Here is a 19,499-nt window from a genome sequence, read left to right as displayed (position 1 = left end):
CGAGCTTTTTCTTTGTTTTCAGATACACCTCCAGCTCCCAGCTTTCAATCTATCCTGTGTAAACTGCAACCCCTCACGCGCCATTCTATGCGGCACTTACCTTATTATAAAAGGGGTGCTACCCTGTGTGAATTTGCAACTGATCTATTTGAAGCAGCTGTGCGCTGTTGTAATTTTGCACAGGGTATTGCCCGCATTCTGTGCCGAACATTCCCGAAACGTGTTGGAAAAACGCACAGGATTGCCTTGTTTCCCTATGCCGCTTACCGTTGGAAAAACGCACAGGTTACCCCCGGAACAGTTGCAATTTACACAGGGTATTCCCGCTCCCCTGCCCCGCCGTGACCCGCGTACCTGTTGAAAAACCACACAGGATAGGCCCGTTCTCCGTGTTGCAATTTACACAGGTTTGGCTGTTTTTGGCTTATTTGCAACTTTACGCAGGTTGCTTTCCGCACAGGAAAATGGTGGTGGAATGCACAGGCTGCAGTTGGTTGAACACACAGGTTTGCGTTGTTAAATTACACAGGCTCTACCTATTACTAATATAGAACTAAACAACTAAGCCATAATAACAACCAGAGGTAAGCCGGGAGATGGGGGAGAACAGGAAAAAATTGGTGTTGCCATTCCATCAGGTTACAGAACCCTGAAACGGCAGGATAGAAAAGCACAATAAAACCCTGTGTAACCTGCACCCGGGCTGCAACCCCCACAGGATATATGGCAAACCACAACGCGGGTGTTGCATTTTGCACAGGGTAATGGCGGTGAAACCCTGTGTAAATTTGCAATTCTTGCGCTGGACAACAGGATGTGCTATAATGTTTAGCATGATGTGCGTGACCACCCGGGATACAGCAACCGATATAGGAGGCCCCTGCTTATGGCGGCAAGTAAACAGAAAAAAGATGATCCGTTTGTCGTTACGTTTGAAGAACGCGGGGACCAGACCATCGTTCGCAAATCCAATGACCTTGTACAGATGACGCGCAACAACCTGACGCTGAGCCAGCAGCGCCTGATGCTGCATATTTTTTCGATGATTAAGCCGGAGGATACGGACCTGCCCTCTTATGAGCTGAGCATTTATGATTTTATCAAGATGACCGGCATGGACCCGCACAGCGGGGCGCTGTACAAGCAGGTGCGCAAAAATATTGAGGAGCTGGCCAACGCGCCCATCCAGTGGATCAAGAATAACGGAACTTCCACGGTGGAAACATTCCGCTGGATCGATAAAGTGCGCATTGATGAGGGCCGCGCGCGCATGACCATCACGCTGGATCCGGTGCTGAAACCGCACCTGGTGCAGCTGAAAACCCTGTATACCACCATGGATGTGACCTACACCATGCTGATGCGGTCCACCTATTCCATCCGCATTTACGAGCTGTGCAAGAGCTACCAGAGCCTGTACCTGAAAAAGAAAGCGGCCGGGGAACCGCTGGTATGGAACCTGAGCATGCTGTATGAACAGCTTTCGTATACGGCCAACCGATGGTCGGATTTCCGCCGCCTGGCACTGGAAAAGGCAAAGGCGGAAATTAACGAAAAGACGGATATTATTTTTAATTACGATGTGTACGAAAAAAAAGGGCAGAAGGTTCTTTCGCTGGTGGTAACGATTGACCCGGTGGATGATGCCGCCGCACAGGCCAACCTGGACAGCATCAACAGCACAGTGCGCAAAAAGAGCAAAAAGAAGGGCCGCCCCACCGTGGCGATTGAGGATTCGCTGCTGGATGACCCCAGCGTGATCACCTTTGATTATGTTTCGGCACCGGAAACAACGATTCCCTATTCCTTTGGACGCCACCGCACCGAGCTGCGGGAGGAAATTGTTGTGAAAGCGCGCATGGATCAGCTGCGCGCGGAGATTACGCCCGAAGAGCTGCACGCGGTGGAAGTGATCATTGATGTGTTGGCAGATGCCTGCTGCACCATCCAGGCAGGCGATGGCGAGCAGGACGGCGGCAACAAAACGGTGTTTGGAAAGATGAATGCCATCATCCTGGATTGCGGCGGGCTGACCAGTTGGCTGGCCGGTGTGGCACCCCGTTATGCACAGGAGATCATTCCCCGGTCGCAGAAGATGCGCAGCCCAGCGCGGTACCTGAACAAGGTGCTGCGCGAGGATATGGATAACTATCGCATTTATATTTTCCGCAAGGCAAAGCCGGCAGCAGAACCCAAAGAGGAGCTGCTGGAAGCGGAGTACCATGTGATGGACGAGCCGGTGCAGCAAACGCTGCCGAAGCCGGAGCCGCCCAAGGTAGAGCTGATTCCCGAAACGATTGTAAAACGGCAGGATATGCGAAAAGAGTTTGCAAAGTTTGTAGATGATGGATACCTGGAAAAGACGTTGACAAGCGGCCAGCGCGGCGCTTACCACGAAATTTACCGCCACCTGGCAGCGCGGTGCGTGCCATCGCCTTCCAGCCTGCGCAATGGGCTGAAAGACGAAATGCGGCTGCATTACCTGGCCTGCATGAATGAAGTGATTGAAAAGTATGGCAGCCTGACCCCATTGATGGAAGCTATGGCGCATGAACTGGACTTTGATGTGTTCTGGGCAAAGGCCGCCAAGGACCCCAACGTGAATAACCCGATGGGGCTGTTCTACCACATTATTGAAGAGCGCGCGCTGAACCCGATCGGCACCATAATGAACGACCAGGCACAACGGCAGAAGGTTGCCGCCAAGGAAAAAGGTGAAAAAGATAAGTGGCACAACGAAAGCTGGATGGATGCTTTTGAGGAAGATATCCCGGATGACAGCGAAGAGTAATTGAGGTGAAGCGGAGCGGAACATCCGGGAGCACTATTATAATAAGGTAAGCAGCGGCTGGCAGATTGCTGGCCGCTGCTTTTTTGATTTCAGATAGACTTTGGGATAATAGGTGAGAATGAAGGTGGGTGAGCGGGAATGCCTGGATGAAGTGAAGAAGGATAGGAAGGGAAAGCGGCAGAGAAAAAGCGTGAACAGCAACGAAGAGATGCCTGCATAATATTCGTCAAAATATCCGTTGACACACGCGAAGCATATGATATAATAGAAACTATAACAGCAACGAAGAGATGCCGCACGGCACGGGGTGCCCGTTTTTGCAACCCGCAGTCAGATTAAGGGCAATACCGCACAATTCCCGCCTTGCGGCTTAAGCACCGCTCCGGCGGCTGCGGCACGGCATCTGCGTTGCCAAAATGCTCGATAATGTCGGGTTGCGGTACCCGCATCGTGCTTCGGGGGCAAAAGCCCCTCGCACTCTGCGACCGCTGCCCCTGCTTCGGTTCGCTGCATCCGCCACTGGCGGCGCTCACCTTTGCAGCATCCAGTATTATCTGCGCTTTTGGCTTGGCATCTGCCGCACCTCGCTCACCGTATCGGCACTTAGAATTATGCGGTATTGCCTAAGATACCGGCGTGCGGTACCGCAAAAAGAACCGAACAAAAGCCAAAGATTAACCGACAGCAACGAAGAGATGCCTACACAAAGGCGCTCGCAAGGAGGAAAACAATGGGATATTGTATCTCAGTCTGCATTGAAAAAGGCGGCGTGGGAAAAACCGTTACCGTCTGCAACCTGGCGGCGCTGATGGCGCAGGACGGCAAGCGGGTGCTTGTTGTGGATATGGATGCCCAGGGCAACTGTACCTATACCCTGACGGGCGCCCGTGTAACCGATAATACTTTTGACCGCGCTGGCGTGTATGATATGTTCCGTGCCTATGGCATCAGCGGCACGCAGAACTATATTTCCCGCACGCAGTTTGATAATATCGATATAATTCCGGCAAATGGCAACACCCCAATGGCGGCCAAGCAGCTGCAAATCCTGGAACAGTCCGAAAGCACCAGTATCAATATGTTTTTGGCCATGTGCCTGGCACAGGTTGCCGGCGAATACGACTATATTTTGATCGATACCCCGCCGTCCCGCGATGTAATGGTGACCAACGCCCTGATGGCCAGTGACTTTGTGCTGATCCCCTGCGTGTGCGATGACTACAGCCGTGACAGTGTGTACCGCACTGTGGCCATGTGCCAGCAGTTGGAGCACGATGAGGGCGAAAAAATTGATGTTTTGGGCATTATCCTGACTATGGTGGAAAAAACTGCCCTGACCGAAGTGATCCGCAATGAACTGCGGGAAAGCCAGCTGGGCAGCAAGCTGTTTGCTGCCGAAATCCGTAAGGGACAGGCTGTAAAGGATAGCACCCGCCTTGGTGCGCCGGTTGTGCTATGTGCACGCAGCAGCAACCCGGCAAAGGATTATGCAAAGGTGTATGCCGAGCTGAAAACGCGCGTTGAACAGGAGGCAGAGTGATGGCAAGCAAACTGGACCGACTGCAGAAAAAAGGCTTTAAAGTAAACGAAGCAGCGTTAAGTAAGATTGCGCGCGGCGACCAGGAGCCGGGCGGTGAATACAGCGAGATCAATATCAATGATATTGAAGAAAACCCGGATAATGCCCTTTACCGTGAGCTGGATACCGAGGAAGATATTGCGCTGCTGGCCGATGATATCCGCCGCGCGGGGCTGCTGCACAACCTGGTTGTGTTCCCTAAGACCGGTGTTGGCGGAAAATATGTGCTGCTTTCCGGCGAGCGCCGCCTGCGTGCGCTGCGCCTGTTGGTGGAGCAGGATAAACGCGAGCAGGAAGAAAAGCAGCTGCCCAACCGCATGAGTGAATGGCAGAAAGTGCAGTGCAAAGTGGTGCGCAACTTGACGGAAAACGAAAAAGTTGTGTATATTGACAGCGCAAACCTGCAAGTGCGCGGCGGCATCAGCAATGAACGTGTGATGCGCCAGGCGGCGGCGCGTTTTGTGGAAAACCTGCAGAAAGCACCGTATAACCTGAGCGCAGCGGAAGCGAAAAAAGCGCTGAAAGAGGTCAGCCCGCTGAATTCCCGCACGATTGATAAGGCGCTTTCGATTCAGAATGATCTCAACCCTGACCTGCGCCGCTTGCTGGATGAGGAATTCCTGAACCGAGCCGAGTGCGAAACCTATCTCCGCCTGACCCTGGAAGAACAGGCCCGTGCAGCCGCAGTGTTTTTGAAAATCGCAGCCCTTGACCCACGCAGCCATGAGCGCCGCGCCATTAAGGACGCATTGACCACCGCCATGCTGGATGTAGCAGTGGAACGCCGCAGCATGCAGGAGCGCGAGAGCGTATTTGCAGCAGCGTTGCAAAATGCACAGGATGCAATCGGTCAGGCCAAGACGCAGGAAAACAAGGCGGCGGCAGTAGATAAGGATCACAACTTTATTTCGGCCAAGCTGCCCACCACGGCCCGCAAACTGCGTAAAATTGCAGCGGCAAAAAATATTGAAGCTAAGATCCGCAGTTATACGGCAGAGGACCGCAAAGCAATGTCGGACCAGATGCAGGAGCTGATTGCGGCAGCGCAGGAGCTGAAAGCACTGATTGATGCTGTGGAATAATCCAGATCCACGAAAGCAGCAAACAACAAAAATCCATGCAAATAGGAATACAGGAATCCACGATATGAAACAGCGAATTGTCATCCGGCTGCACCTGGCTGTGCGGGCAGTGCTGCAAAGCGAAGCGGACTGGCGCGGCACGCGGCTGGGCACCCTGACATCGGAGCTGATCCATGAACAGGCTGCGAAAGCGCGCCTGTGCGGGGTGCAGAATTACGAGTTGAACCCCGTCAGCAGCCGCTATGTTCCCGTTACAAACGGGACAAAATATAAGCAGACATCTGGCCTGGAGCAGATCTCCATCTATCTGAACGATGAGGATATGCAAACCCTGAAAGAGCTGGCACTGGCCAACGATAGTGTGCGTGTGATCAACGGCAGGCAGGCAATCACCTACCGATATGTTGTTCCCGGAATGCTGCTGAACGACCCGGTGTTTACGGGGCTGACAGAGCAGAACAGCACGGCAGGGTAAGCACTTCAAAATCTTGAGGCAATACCGCATAATTCTAAGTGCCGATACGGCGAGCGAGGTGCGGCAGATGCCAAGCCAAAAGCGCAGATAATACTGGATGTCTTATCGAGCATTTTGGCAACGCAGATGCCGTGCCGCAGCTGCCGGAGCGGTGCTTAAGCCGCAAGGCGGGAATTGTGCGGTGTTGCCTTGAATAAATCAAAGGCGGCACCGCGTTTTTTGAAAGACGCGGTGCCGTTTTGTATGCAAAGCAGCCTGAAAATACTACAAAACATAAACCTGTGCGAAATTACAACAAAACGGATAGAAGGTGAGAATAGGAAAAAAGGAAAAATATGTTGGAATTTTACACAGGTTTACAGAGCAAAACATGAGGAAAAGCGCGATGCAGCGTTTGCGAAATAAAGCGGATTTTGGGTGAATCAGGTGCGGGGAACCAAAAAAGAGGAGAAACCTGTGTAAATGGCAACAATCTGCAGGGTGAATTACCTTTTTATAATACGACAGGGATAGGAATACCCTGTGTAAAGATGCAACACTGTACGCTGCGAAAGGGAAGAGTTGCAATTTTACACAGGGTATTGGTTATTCTGTCAGGCGGAGTAGAAGGAAAGTACTAAAAACAAAATGGCATATATGAACAATATTATACGATTTGGAATTAAAACAGCCGACCAAACGATGGGATTTGGCGGGATAGGGAGAAAGGCGAAAGTTGATAGGGAGAGAGCGAGGGCAGAGGTTGGCATGCTGCTTGATAGACAAAAACGTGGAAACGTGATGTGAAATGGCAGGAATACAACGCTATTTTTGTATTAAACTTATTAAATAATACAATTTGTATTTAGGTACAGAGAATCTCTTTGGAAACCAAGCGGGAATAATTTGACGATTTAAGCAATAGTAGATGGCCTGCAACTTGAGAAAGTATTGGCAACACCGCATAATTCCCGCCTTACGGTTTAAGCACCGCTCCGGCGGCTGCGGCACGGCATCTGCGTTGCCCAAATGCTCGATAATGTCGGGTTGCGGTACCCGCATCGTGCTTCGGGGGCAAAAGCCCCTCGCACTCTGCGACCGCTGCCCCTGCTTCGGTTCGCTGTTTCCGCCACTGGCGGCGCTCACCTTTGCAGCATCCAGTATTATCTGCGCTTTTGGCTTAGCAGCTGCCGCACCTCGCTCGCCGTATCGGCACTTAGAATTATGCGGTATTGCCTATTACCTTCGCATCGGCGAAAGACAGTCAAAATAAATGCAGAATGGTTAGCAGCAAGGAGAAAATGACTGCCGGACGCCGCGGAAATCGGGCAGCATAAAAACATGAATTTTTCAGATACACCCTAGAGGCAGCCTGTGAGATTCACCCTTCAAGCATTTGTGGTGACAGGTGTAAACAGCGCCCGGTCCTCTCCGCCGCTCCGCGGCATCTTTCCACCCCGCGGGGAACTGCCCTCAAGAGAAGCATTGTCTCCTGCAAATATTTTAGCGGGCACAACACAAACCAACAAGGTTCTCCGCGGCGGGAAGGGGAAATCCCGCCCCACAGGTTGTTTATGGGGTGGATGTGTGGGATATCATAATCCGCAGGGGAAAATTCCGTCCTACCACCCTGCACAAAAATCCATCCCAGGCCATCATTCCAACCCACCAAAAATCCAGAATGTTCCCCCGTCCGAACCACCCATTCGCAAAATAAAAGCTACCCGCCGATCCTAATGAAACGCTCAACCCCCCAGAATATGATGCACAAGCCGCCCCAAAACCGCCAAACAGTATCCCCCAAATACGCAAAAAGCTAGGGCAACACCGCACAATTCCCGCCTTGCGGCTTAAGCACCGCTCCGGCAGCTGCGGCACGGCATCTGCGTTGCCAAAATACTCGATAATGTCGGGTTGCGGTATCCGCATCGTGCTTCGGGGGCAAAAGCCCCTCGCACTCTGCGACCGCTGCCCCTGCTTCGGTTCGCTGTTTCCGCCACTGGCGGCGCTCACCTTTGCAGCATCCAGTATTATCTGCGCTTTTGGCTTGGCATCTGCCGCACCTCGCTCGCCGTATCGGCACTTAGAATTATGCGGTATTGCCCTAACCATCATTCCGTGATTTTTGTCTTGCCCTTGGGGCAAAAGGGCTTTATACTGGTATACAAGTGGTGGTTTGCCCGAATGTAAGGGCAGGCAGAAAGAACGGTTTTGCCCTGAACGCGGATGGGGGGCTGCAAGATGTATAAACTGATTATTATTGATGATGAAGAGAAGATTGCCAGCGGAATGGCTCAGCTGTTCCCCTGGCAGAACATTGGGTTCGAGGTGGTGCAGGTGTTCACCAGCGCACGCAAAGCCCTGCAATATATTGCCGAAAACCCGGTGGATGTGGTGCTGACCGATATTGAAATGCCGGATATGAACGGCCTGGAGCTGAGCCATCGGCTGATGGAATACCCCAACATCCAGAAAATATTTTTCAGCAGCTACAGCAATTACGAATACTTCCGCGCGGCGCTACAAAACGGCGTGGCGGATTACCTGATGAAACCGGTGGCCTACAGCGCCCTGCTGGAATGCTTTGAAAAGGTCAAAGCCCGGCTGGATGCCCGCAGCGCCGTGCAGGAAACCGCCCCCAAGGCCTATTACGACCAGATCGTGTACGATGTGCAGCAATACTTAAAAGATAATTACCGCACTGCCACGCTGGAAGAAGCCGCGGCCAAGGTTTCCTTGAGTCCGGCTTATCTTTCCCGCGTGTTCAAGGAAAAAAGCGGAACCAGCTTTTCGGAGCTGCTGCTCAAGACGCGGATGGAAAAAGCATGTGAGATGCTGGCGGATATCCACTATAAAAGCTATGATATTGCCTATTATGTCGGGTACGATAACCCCAAAAACTTCTCCCGTGCGTTCAAAGCGTATTATGGGCAGAGCCCATCGGAATACCGCAAATCCCGCCTGGATGGTGCCGCGCTATGAAGGGAATGAAGCGGAAGTTCTTTTTGAAGCGCATGTGGAACTTTGTGGTGGTCATGCTGATCCCGGCGCTGCTGCTGGTGGCCGTTACCACCTACATGACCTTTGTGACCCAGATGCACCGTATGACGCAGGACAATGAGCGCGGTATTGAGGCTGTGCGCTCCAACATCTCGCTGGTGCTGGATTCGGTCCTGGCGCAGAACAGCTACATGACCGGCATGACCCGCACCAACATGGTGCTGAACAAAGCTCTGAAAAGGGAAAGCCTTTCTTACACCGATGCCATCTACCTGCGCAGCCTGGTATCCTCACTGAACAGCATGACCAACGCGTATGATTACGTGGATTCGGTTCTGATCTATATAGATGGGTACGACCGTGCGCTGACGTCCAGCGGGCTGGTCAACCTTTCGGCGGATGATTACAGCGGCTGGTACAGCGTGTATTCCTCTATGTCGGATACCGAGCGCACCTGCATTGCCCCGGTGGTGGTGAACGCAGGCAAAGCCAGCGAGAGAAGGCAGCTGGTAGTGTGCGCCCGGATGATGACGATGGAAGGATGTGTGGCCGTTACCCTGAACATCAGCCACTTGCAGGAAATAATTGCTGTGCTGCGCCCGTCCCATAACCAGCATCTGTACCTGGTTGACGGCAGCGGCCGCCTGCTGGCAAAGGCAGGGGACGCAGGCGCGACGGAAGAGCTGCAAAACCTGATGGGCAAAACGCTGAGCGGGGCAGGGAACACGGCGGAACAGGAGCACGAGTTCTGGATCAAGCTGGATGACCGGGACTGCCTGTTGAACTGGCAAAGCTACCAGAACCCGGATTTCTACATCGTATCTACCATTGACCGGGCCATGATCCTGGAAAACCTGGGCGAACGGTTGATGCCGCTGCTGCTGATGGCGGTTGTGGCGCTGTACGCCATTGTGTTTTTGGCATACGTCAACACCAAGCGCAGCTTTGACGAGATCAACCTGATGCTGCAGATGTTTGAGGATGCCGAGGCGGGCCGCACCATCCAGCGCCCCCAGCGCAAGGTAAATGATGAATATGACGTTATCATGAACAATATCCTGATGATGTTTTTGAACAACACCTACCTGAACATCCAGCTGAAAGAAAAGCAGTACCGCCAGCAGAACGCCGAGCTGACCGCCCTGCAGTTGCAGATCAACCCCCACTTTTTGTACAACACCCTGCAAACGCTGGATATGGAAGCCCGCAAGCTGAACGATGATGGGCGCATCAGCGCGGTGGTGGGGTATGTATCGGATATCCTAAAGTATTCGCTGACCAACCCGCAAAAGAGCGTCAGCCTGCGGGAAGAGCTGGACTACCTTAAAAAATATGTGGAAGTGCAGCACTACCGCTTTGGGGACAGCTTTATTATTTATTATGAAGTGGACGACGATGTGATGGACGCCGAGGTATTCCGCCTGATGCTGCAGCCCGTGGTAGAAAACAGCCTGCTGCACGCCCTGCGCGGCAACGAGCGCGGTTACATGAAGGTGCGCGCCCGCCGCATTGGCGATAAGGTGAACCTGCGTGTGATCGATAACGGTGACGGCATGACAAGGGAAGAGCTGGAAGCGCTGCGCAAACGCATTGCGGACCGCAACAGCCGCAGTATTGGGCTGACCAACCTGGACCGCCGCCTGCGCCTGCGCTACCCGGAGGAAACGGGGCTGCGCATCTGTTCCATAAAAAACCTTGGCACCAGCGTGTCGTTTTGCATCCCGTACAAAAAATATACCCCGGATGCCCCGCAAACGGGTAAAACAGAATAATAAAATGCCGGGCGGGTATCTTAAATTGCGCCAAAACGCAAGAGATGATACCTGCCCGGCGTTTTGTGTCAAATGATGAATCCTTTTAGCAAGCGTGAGTCCTTTTATAAATCTGCCAAACAAATTATAATAAAACCATGATAAGGCTCGACGAAAAGGGCCGATTTAGAAGGAGGAAAACAATATGAAAAAGCAACTTATGGCCGGTATGATGGCCGCCAGCATGGCATTGTCTCTGGCCGCATGCGGCGGCAGTGCTGCCAGCAGCGCAGCCTCGGCAGCCGACAGCACCAGCGGCGCTGCCTCTACCAGCACCGCAGCTTCCACTTCCAGCGATGAACAGGTGACTTTGCGCTTTGCCTGGTGGGGCGGCGATGAGCGCGCCAACGCCACCATGGAAGTCATCAACAAGTTCATGGAAGAAAACCCCAACATCAAGATCGAAGCCGAGTATGGCTCTTCTGACGGCTACCATGATAAGCTGGCAACCCAGCTGGCATCCGGCACCGCCGCCGACATCGTGCAGATTGACCCCGAAACGATGCCCGCTTTTGTTTCCACCGGCGATTACTTCCTGGATTACAAGGACTACGACTTTGATCTTTCCAACTTTGACCCCAACTACATTGGCCTGCGCGTGAATGGTAACTTTGACGGCAAGCAGCTGGGCCTGCCCACCGGCATTGCCGGCCCGGCACTGGTTGTGAACGAAGAGCTGGCTGAAAAGTACGGCATCGACTTCAACACCCAGTACACCTGGGATCAGTTCATTGAATGGGGCAAACAGGTCCATGAAGCAGACCCCGATACCTACCTGCTGTGCACCAACAAAGAGTATGTGACCAACCTGGTGTTCTTTACCTACATGAAGCAGCTGACCGGCAAGACCATCTTTGACGCTGACTCCAAAGAGTTCAATTATACCGAGGAAGATATCCAGAACTGCCTGGATCTCGTTAAGAGCCTGTACGACAACAATGTCTGCGCACCGGCTTCCTACTCTTCCGCTTACAGCAACGACGACCTGCAGTCTGACCCCAACTGGATCGCTGGCAAGTACGTCTGCACCTTCGCTTACATCTCCACCATCAATGTTATGACCGCCGCCAATGAGGGCGCAACCTATGGCACCGGCTACCTGCCCCTGCTGGACGGCGCTAAGGACAACGGCTGGGCTTGCAACTGCCCGCAGGTCCTGGCAGTTACCTCCACCTGCAAGGCTCCGGAAGCAGCCATGAAGTTCCTGGATTACTTCTTTAACAGCGATGACGCCGAAAGCACCCTGGCCTGCGTGCGCAGTGTTCCCCCGACGGAAAAGGCCCGTGAAATCTGCGAAAAAGACGGTACCCTGGACCCGAACATGATGACCGCCGCCAACATTGCCAGCGGCTACAGCGGCCTGACCAACGACAAGTACTCCTCCGCACCGGAATCCAAGCAGATCATTGCTGATACCATCGAGGCTGTCGGTTACGGCACCACCGACCCCGCAAGCGCTGCATCCGATATGTACAATCAGCTCTCCAGCTACATCAGCGCCCAGTAAACCTCAGCGAACATCAAAAACGGGTGTCTCCCACCGAGGCATCCGTTTTATTAAAGTGTACCTGAAAAGTCGAAAATATAGTCTATTTCTACAAACACAGCCGGATTTGGCGTTAAAAAGCCTTGGAATCCACAAAGGATTCCTGCGGCTCTTTGCCTTAAATCCTGCTTGTGTTTGCGAAATATCCGTCATTTTCTTTGTTTTCAGCTACACCAGTAAAAAGGCGGATTTTTTCCAAAGAGGTGTGATCCTATGACAAAACAAACCAAAATCAAGCACTATACCAAGCGCGATTACGCGGCGTTTGCTTATCTGGCCCCGTGGATCATCGGTATGCTGATCCTGCAGCTGTACCCGTTTTTAAGCTCGCTGGTTTACTCGTTCTGCAACTACAAAATCACCGGCACCCCCTCGTTCACCGGCCTGAGCAACTACATCCAGTTGTTCACCATGGATAATGAGTTTTGGAACTCCTTGAAAGTTACCCTGGCCTACACGTTGTACACCGTGCCCGGCAAGCTGGTTATGGCATTGGCTGTTGCGGTGTTCCTCAACCGTGACATCAAAGGCATCAACCTCATCCGTACTTTGTACTACATTCCGTCCCTGTTCGGCGGCAGCGTTGCTGTTGCTCTGCTGTGGAAGATCATGTTCATGGATAACGGCGTTATCAACGCCATCCTGACCACCCTGCACCTGCCCAACGTACAGTGGCTGGGCGACCCCAATCAAGCCCTGCGCACCATCTGCATGATGGAGATCTGGCAGTTTGGTTCTTCCATGGTCATGTTCCTGGCCGCGCTGAAAAACGTTCCGGCAGATTTGTACGAAGCTGCCGAGATTGACGGCGCAAGCAAGGTCAAGATGTTCTTCAGCATCACCGTTCCGCAAATCACCCCCATCATCTTCTTCAACCTTATCATGCAGACCATTCAGGCTTTGCAGAACTTCACCTCTGCCTTTGTCATCACCGATGGCGGCCCCATGAAGGCTACCTATGTGCTGGGCATGAAACTGTATAAGGAAGGCTTCTCCTACTTCAAGATGGGTTACGCCAGCGCCATTTCCTGGATCATCTTTGTTGTGATCATGCTGATCACTCTGGTGCTGTTCGCAACCTCCAAGTGGTGGGTCTTCTATGGCGACGAAAGCTGAGAAAGGGCGCGTGAGCATTATGACAAAACAACAAAAAAAGACCCTGAACCTGGTGCTGACCTATCTGGTCATCATCCTGATTGGCTGCGTGCTGCTGTTCCCCATTGCATGGATGATTTCGGCCGCGTTCAAAACCAACGATGAAATTTTTGGCTCCATTGCACTGATGCCCAAAAGCTTCAGCTTCCAGAACTTTATTGACGGCTGGAAAAGCGCCGGTATTTATACCTATGCAACCTATTTCATCAACTCCTTTATCATGGTCATCCCCACCACGCTGCTGACCATCGCTTCCAGTGCGCTGGTTGCCTATGGCTTTGCACGGTTCAACTTCCCGTTCAAAAAGCAGCTGTTTGCCATCCTGATCGCCACCCTGATGCTTCCCAACTCGGTCATCATCATCCCGCGTTACGTTCTGTTCAACAAGTTCGGCTGGGTCGATTCCTACATGCCATTCTGGGTGCCCGCCCTGCTGGCCTGCTACCCATTCTTCATCTATCAGCTCATCCAGTTCATGCGCGGCATCCCCCGCGATCTGGACGAATCCGCCTGCATTGATGGCTGTGGCACCTTCCGCATCTTCTGGCAGATCCTGCTGCCGCTGATGAAGCCGGCCCTCTTCTCCGCTGGCCTGTTCCAGTTCCTGTGGACCTATAACGATTACTTCAACTCCTTGATCTTCATCAACTCGGTCAAAAAATACACCATCTCGCTGGCGCTGCGCCTTTCCGTTGACGCGGAAAGTGTTGTGGTGTGGGGCCGCGTTATGGCCATGGCCTGCGTTGCGGTTCTGCCGCTGGTTCTCCTCTTCTTTGCCGCACAGAAATATTTTGTGGAAGGCATTGCAACCTCCGGCCTGAAAGGCTGATTTTCGTTTTCCTCTTTTTAAAAATGTTTGTTCCTCCTAAAAATCATTGACCCGTTGCGGGCCGGCACTGCCCGGCCCGCATTTTTTGTTGAGGTATCATAATGAAACTGGATCTGAATTCCCAAACATTAAACGTCAGCTTTGCCTGCCGGATCGAGGATGCCTGGGTGCCGGTGCCGGAAACTGCCTGCACACAGTCCGGCTTTGACTGGACGCTGAACGGTGCGCATTACAGTGCGCAGTTCACCCCCGCTGGCGATACGCTGTGCTACACCCTGCAAATGGATGCGCCCAACCCCACCCAGCTGCGCATGTGGCTGGCTGTGCCGGGGCAGAGCGATTATTTCCATGTGATCCCCTGCAATATTTACGGCGATAACCACGCCGCGGAAGCCAAACCCGGCGAATTTCCATTGCTGACGAAGGACCACCACGAGGTGGCGTTCTGTGCGCCGCTGTGGGAATTCCGTGCGGACCGCGCCGCCATGCCGCTTTCGGCACTGTGCTGGAATGGCGGTGTTGCGGCCGTTGCCGTGGAGCCTTACAGCCAAAGCGAGGCGGGCACCATACGCAACGGTGTGTTTGCCGCTTTGCCGGATGCGTTCGGCATCAGCCTGGGGTACACCAACGACCCCACCACCTTCAAAAACCGCTCCACCCCGGCGCCGTCCACCCGCAGCATGGCCTGCAAGGCGCAGACCAGCGGCAGGATCTACCTGCACAGCGGCCCGCGAACCGAGCTGCATGAGATCATCCGGCAGGAATACGCCCGCCACCAGGACCGCGCCGTCCCCCGCAATACCCTGCGCCAGGCCGTGCAGGGTATGCTGGACACCTTTGCCTACCAGAACTTTGACGCGGCGGCGGGGGAGTATACCAACCGCTGCTGCCGCCCGCCCAGGGAGACCGAGATGCGCCCCTGGCGGCTGGTGACGGAGATCGGCTGGACGGGTGGCGGCGTGCTGGCCTATCCGCTGGTGCTCTGCCGCGATGCCCTTGGCGCGGATGCCGAAGCGCCGCTGGCCGCGGCCATGAGTGGCGAACAGCTGTTTGACCGCATTGCCGATGCGTATAACGAAAATTCCGGCCTGCTGAACGACCTGATGGCCCCCAATGCCGCGGGCAGCCAGGTGAACGGCTGGTGGACCGGGTACGGCCTGGTCAAAGACTGCCACTGTGCCTATACAGTGGGCAGCGCCGTCCACTACCTGACCAAAACGATGGATTATCTGCACCAAAACGGCAAACCCTGCCCGGCCAAATGGATGGATGCAGCCCAAAAGGTGCTGCATACCGTCATGGATCTGCAGCGCGCAGACGGCGCTTTCGGCTATACTTACTCCACCCAGGAACGCAAAGTGCAGGATTGGAGCGGCTTTGCGGGCTGCTGGTTTGCCCCGGCGCTGGTTTACCTCTACCGCCTGACCGGCGAAGAACGTTGCCTGCACTCCGCCGAAAAAGCGCTGGATTACTACCATACCTTTGTCAAGGACCTGAACTGTTACGGTACCCCCATGGACACCTGGAAAGCCGTGGATGAGGAGGGCAACCTGGCCTTCATGCGCGGCAGCCGCCTGCTGTATGAGCAGACCGGCAAGGCCGAATTCCTGCAATATATGAAAGACAGCGCCGGGTACGAGTTCCTGTGGCGCTATGGCTACAAGACCTACCCGGAGCACACCCCGCTGAACCAGGGGTGGTCCGCCTGCGGCGGCGCCGTTACCTCGGTTTCCAACCCGCATATCCACCCCATGGGGGTTATTATTGACACTGACCTGCGCTATCTGGCACGGGTGACGGGTGACGGCTATTACGCCAGCCGCGCGGCGGATTCTGCCGCCTGGATGCTGCAATGCCTGGAACTGTACCCCGCAGCCACCGGCTATGGCCGTTACGGCATTTTGTCGGAACGCTGGTGCCCCAGCGATGGGCTGGATGTGGAGCGCTTCAGTGATGGCAGACCGTTCAGCAGCTGGTTCAGCCACAATCTGTGGGCTTCCGCCTGCGTGCTGGAAGCTGCATGTGAGCTGCTGCTGGAAGTCGAACACAAGAAAGGATAAAAGCAATGGACCGTTATGTGACCGATATCAAAAATGGCTGCTACCAGAACCCGGTGCTGCCCATGGATTTCAGTGACCCCGACGCCATCCGCGTGGGGGAGGACTATTACCTGATCTCTTCCAGCTTTACCTACCTGCCCGGCGTGCCGGTGCTGCACAGCAAGGATCTTGTCCACTGGGAGCGCATCGGCAACTGCGTGGAGCGTCTGCCGTTTGACCGCTATGCCCAGCCAGCCCATGGCTGCGGCACCTGGGCCCCGGCGCTGCGCTACCATGCGGGCAGGTTCTATGCATTCATTCCCCTGCCGGACGAGGGCATTTTTTACACCGAAGCCACCGACCCCGCCGGTCCCTGGAGTGCGCTGCACTGCGTAAAATCCGCCAGCGGGTGGATCGATCCCTGCCCCCTGTGGGACGATGACGGCAGCGTGTATATGGCCCACGCCTTTGCCAAAAGCCGCTGCGGCATTAAGCACAAGATCCAGCTTTCCCGCCTGGATCCCGAAACGCTGGAAGTGGTGGAGGACGGCCCCATCGTGTTTGATGGCACCCTGAGCCAGCCCACCGCCGAAGGCCCCAAAATGTACAAGCGCAACGGCTTGTATTACATCTTTATCCCGGCAGGCGGTGTGGAATACGGCTGGCAGACCGTGCTGCGCGCCCGCAATGTGTACGGCCCGTATGAGGAAAAAATCGTCATGCACCAGGGGGCCAGCTCCATCAACGGCCCCCACCAGGGCGCGTGGGTCACAGCGCCGGACGGCAGCGATTGGTTCCTGCATTTCCAGGACCGGTTTGAACTGGGCCGCGTGGTACACCTGCAGCCTATGTGCTGGCACAGCGATTGGCCGTTCATCGGCCTGGAACAAAACGGCGATGGCATCGGCGAGCCGGTGACCGAGTGGGACTGCCCCAAAGGCGAAGCTGGTCCCGGCCTGCAAATAGGGGACAGCTTTACAAACGGCAAGCCCGGCCTGCAATGGCAATGGCAGGCCAACCCCCAGCCCGAAGCCTGGCTGCGCCCGGTGGCGGGGGATGCACTGCATCTGGTCTGCGGGGCCAGCGGAAGTTTGTGGCGGCAGCCCAATGTGCTCAGTCAGATGCTGCCTGCAGCGGATTTTACCGCAAACGTTACCCTTGGCCTGGCCGGGTGCGGCGCCGGAGCTAAAGTAGGGCTTAGCGTGATGGGGCAGAAATATTCCGCCATTGAGCTCTGCCGCACCGCGCATGGCTGCACCGTGCAGTTGGTACAGGGCATGGTGAAAGACCTTGCCCCCACCGGCGATGCAGAAGAAACGATCCTTGCCGAAAAAATGGTTGACACGGATGAAATAACCGTTACAATGAAAATAACGGCTGCCAAGCAGGTGCAGTATGCCCTGCTGGCAGCAGATGGCACCGCAGTGCTGCTGGGGGGAGCCCAACCCGTTGCCAAGGCAACCTGGACCGGCGCGCGCCTGGCCCTGTACGCCCGCGGCGGCACCAAAGGGGATGCTGCCTGCATCAAGCAGCTGAACATTACATTTTAACCGGGCTTTTGGCGGCAGAACACCGCAGATGCCCGCGGCAAAAAGGAGAGCAAACTGGCAATGGCAAGTGTTACCATCCGGCTGAACAGCATTGGTGAAGTGAAAGAGTTTAACCGCATTGCGGCCACTGTGCCCGGAGATGTGGACCTGCATTCCGGGCGCTACTGCGTGGATGCAAAATCCATCATGGGTATTTTTGCCCTGAACCTGGCGCGCGAACTGACGGTGGACAGCCCAACCCTGAGCGAGGAAGAACTGCACAAAAAGTTTGCGGCCTTTTTGGCGGGCTAAGGCGTATCTGAAAACCAAGGGCAACACCGCACAATTCCCGCCTTGCGGCTTAAGCACCGCTCCGGCGGCTGTGGCACGGCATCTGCGTTGCCAAAATGCTCGATAATACACAAAGTATTATCTGCGCTTTTGGCTTAGCATCTGCCGCACCTCGCTCGCCGTATCGGCACTTAGAATTATGCGGTATTGCCCAAGAAAATGACGGATACTTCGCAAACACAAGCAGGATGTAAGGCAAAGAGCCGCAGGAATCCTTTGTGGATTCCAAGGCTTTTTAATGTAAAATCCGACTGTGTTTGTAGAAATAGACGATATTTTCGACTTTTCAGATACACCCAAACATAAAACAGGGCGGTTCACACAGAGCCGCCCCTTTTTTGTTCTAATAAAAAACGGGCTGCTGCCCCCCACTGCAAGCCGCAGCACCCGGAACATAAAATAGGAGGAAAGCATGACCTGTACCCACTACAACTTCCCCGTGCCGGAAGAAAAAATGGTGCGTGTAATTACCGATACCGACCTTTGCAACGAAGCGGACGATCCGTTTGCTGTTGTGCAGGCGCTGTTGAGCCCCAAGTTTGATAATGTCGGCGTGGTGGCCGCCCACTTTGGCACCCGCGACCCCAACGGAATGCAGAAAAGCTGGCAGGGTCTGAAAGACTTGACGGTCCTGATGCAGCTGACGGTTCCGGTGCTGCACGGTGCGCCCCACGCTTTGCCGGATGCCGCTACCCCGGTGCCCAGCGAAGGCGCGGAGCTGATCATCCGTGAAGCGATGAAAGAGGATACCCGCCCGCTGTTTGTGCTGCTGCTTGGCCCACTGACCGATTTGGCCAGCGCCTATTTGCAGGAACCCCGCATTGCGGGCCGGCTGACCGCAATCTGGATCGGCGGCGCACCGTACCCTGTGGGCGGGCCGGAGTTCAACCTGGGCAATGATGTCAACGCCGTCAACGTGGTGTTTGGCAGCACCATGCCGGTGTGGCAGGTGCCCAAAAATGTGTACGAGATGATGCCGGTCAGTATGGCGGAACTGGAATACCGTGTGCGCCCCCAGGGAGCCGTGGGCCGCTACCTGTTTGACCAGCTGGTGGCTTACAGCCAAACGCCGGAATCCCGCGCCAGCGCGTTCCGCACGGGCGAAAGCTGGGTTTTGGGCGATAACCCCGCCCCCGGCCTGCTGCTGTATGAACACCGCTTCCAGTTTGACTGGGTGCCCGCGCCCTATGTAACGGCGGACCAGACTTATGCCGCCATCGGCCGCAATCGGCCCATCCGGGTGTATAAGGGGATCGACAGCCGTCTGATTCTGGATGATCTGTACGCCAAGCTGGCGTTGTTTGCCCAGTATATGGCGCAAAAGGGGGAGTGA

14 protein-coding genes are annotated in these 19,499 nt (G+C 54.6%); all 14 read left to right on the top strand.

Annotation, left to right across the window (positions count from 1 at the left end; genetic code table 11):
- The first annotated feature begins 886 nt into the window (after window positions 1-886).
- The 14 genes from PG062_RS08880 (at window position 887) to PG062_RS08815 (ending at window position 19,499) form a co-directional block, all read left to right on the top strand.
- A complete protein-coding gene (locus tag PG062_RS08880) occupies window positions 887-2,791 on the top strand; it encodes a replication initiation protein (RefSeq protein WP_270752014.1) in 1,905 nt (634 codons plus the stop codon).
- Between the two features lie 730 nt (window positions 2,792-3,521).
- On the top strand, window positions 3,522-4,331 hold the full coding sequence (locus tag PG062_RS08875) for a ParA family protein (RefSeq protein WP_270752013.1): 810 nt from the start codon (window positions 3,522-3,524) through the stop codon (window positions 4,329-4,331).
- Window positions 4,331-5,452: a ParB N-terminal domain-containing protein gene (locus PG062_RS08870; protein ID WP_270752011.1), complete on the top strand. Its 1,122-nt coding sequence runs from the start codon at window positions 4,331-4,333 to the stop codon at window positions 5,450-5,452. The genes PG062_RS08875 and PG062_RS08870 overlap by 1 nt, the downstream gene beginning before the upstream one ends.
- A gap of 64 nt (window positions 5,453-5,516) precedes the next feature.
- The gene (locus PG062_RS08865) at window positions 5,517-5,927 is read left to right on the top strand and encodes a hypothetical protein (protein ID WP_114000241.1); all 411 of its coding nucleotides are present in this window, start codon (window positions 5,517-5,519) and stop codon (window positions 5,925-5,927) included.
- A 189-nt stretch (window positions 5,928-6,116) separates the two neighbouring features.
- On the top strand, window positions 6,117-6,332 hold the full coding sequence (locus tag PG062_RS08860; RefSeq protein ID WP_270752010.1) for a hypothetical protein: 216 nt from the start codon (window positions 6,117-6,119) through the stop codon (window positions 6,330-6,332).
- A gap of 1,815 nt (window positions 6,333-8,147) precedes the next feature.
- Entirely contained in the window at window positions 8,148-8,888 is a 741-nt protein-coding gene (locus PG062_RS08855) for a response regulator transcription factor (RefSeq protein ID WP_114000129.1), read from the top strand.
- On the top strand, window positions 8,885-10,678 hold the full coding sequence (locus PG062_RS08850) for a cache domain-containing sensor histidine kinase (protein WP_270752009.1): 1,794 nt from the start codon (window positions 8,885-8,887) through the stop codon (window positions 10,676-10,678). Before PG062_RS08855 ends, PG062_RS08850 begins: the two co-directional genes overlap by 4 nt.
- A gap of 184 nt (window positions 10,679-10,862) precedes the next feature.
- Window positions 10,863-12,224, top strand: a complete 1,362-nt coding sequence (locus tag PG062_RS08845) for an ABC transporter substrate-binding protein (protein ID WP_270752008.1) — start codon at window positions 10,863-10,865, stop codon at window positions 12,222-12,224.
- Between the two features lie 252 nt (window positions 12,225-12,476).
- The gene (locus PG062_RS08840; RefSeq protein ID WP_270752007.1) at window positions 12,477-13,379 is read left to right on the top strand and encodes a carbohydrate ABC transporter permease; all 903 of its coding nucleotides are present in this window, start codon (window positions 12,477-12,479) and stop codon (window positions 13,377-13,379) included.
- A gap of 19 nt (window positions 13,380-13,398) precedes the next feature.
- Window positions 13,399-14,247 carry a carbohydrate ABC transporter permease gene (locus tag PG062_RS08835; RefSeq protein WP_114000130.1) on the top strand — a complete coding sequence of 283 codons (849 nt, stop codon included), beginning with the start codon at window positions 13,399-13,401 and terminating at the stop codon, window positions 14,245-14,247.
- Between the two features lie 101 nt (window positions 14,248-14,348).
- Complete coding sequence (locus PG062_RS08830) at window positions 14,349-16,307, top strand: hypothetical protein (protein ID WP_270752006.1); 1,959 nt, start codon at window positions 14,349-14,351, stop codon at window positions 16,305-16,307.
- A gap of 5 nt (window positions 16,308-16,312) precedes the next feature.
- Entirely contained in the window at window positions 16,313-17,836 is a 1,524-nt protein-coding gene (locus PG062_RS08825) for a glycoside hydrolase family 43 protein (RefSeq protein WP_270752005.1), read from the top strand.
- 60 nt (window positions 17,837-17,896) lie between these two features.
- Window positions 17,897-18,127, top strand: a complete 231-nt coding sequence (locus tag PG062_RS08820) for an HPr family phosphocarrier protein (protein ID WP_270752004.1) — start codon at window positions 17,897-17,899, stop codon at window positions 18,125-18,127.
- 451 nt (window positions 18,128-18,578) lie between these two features.
- Window positions 18,579-19,499 carry a nucleoside hydrolase gene (locus PG062_RS08815; protein ID WP_270752003.1) on the top strand — a complete coding sequence of 307 codons (921 nt, stop codon included), beginning with the start codon at window positions 18,579-18,581 and terminating at the stop codon, window positions 19,497-19,499.

This window comes from Gemmiger qucibialis (assembly GCF_027689445.1).
Taxonomy (GTDB): domain Bacteria; phylum Bacillota; class Clostridia; order Oscillospirales; family Ruminococcaceae; genus Gemmiger; species Gemmiger qucibialis.
This window is presented reverse-complemented; position numbering and strand designations above follow the sequence as displayed.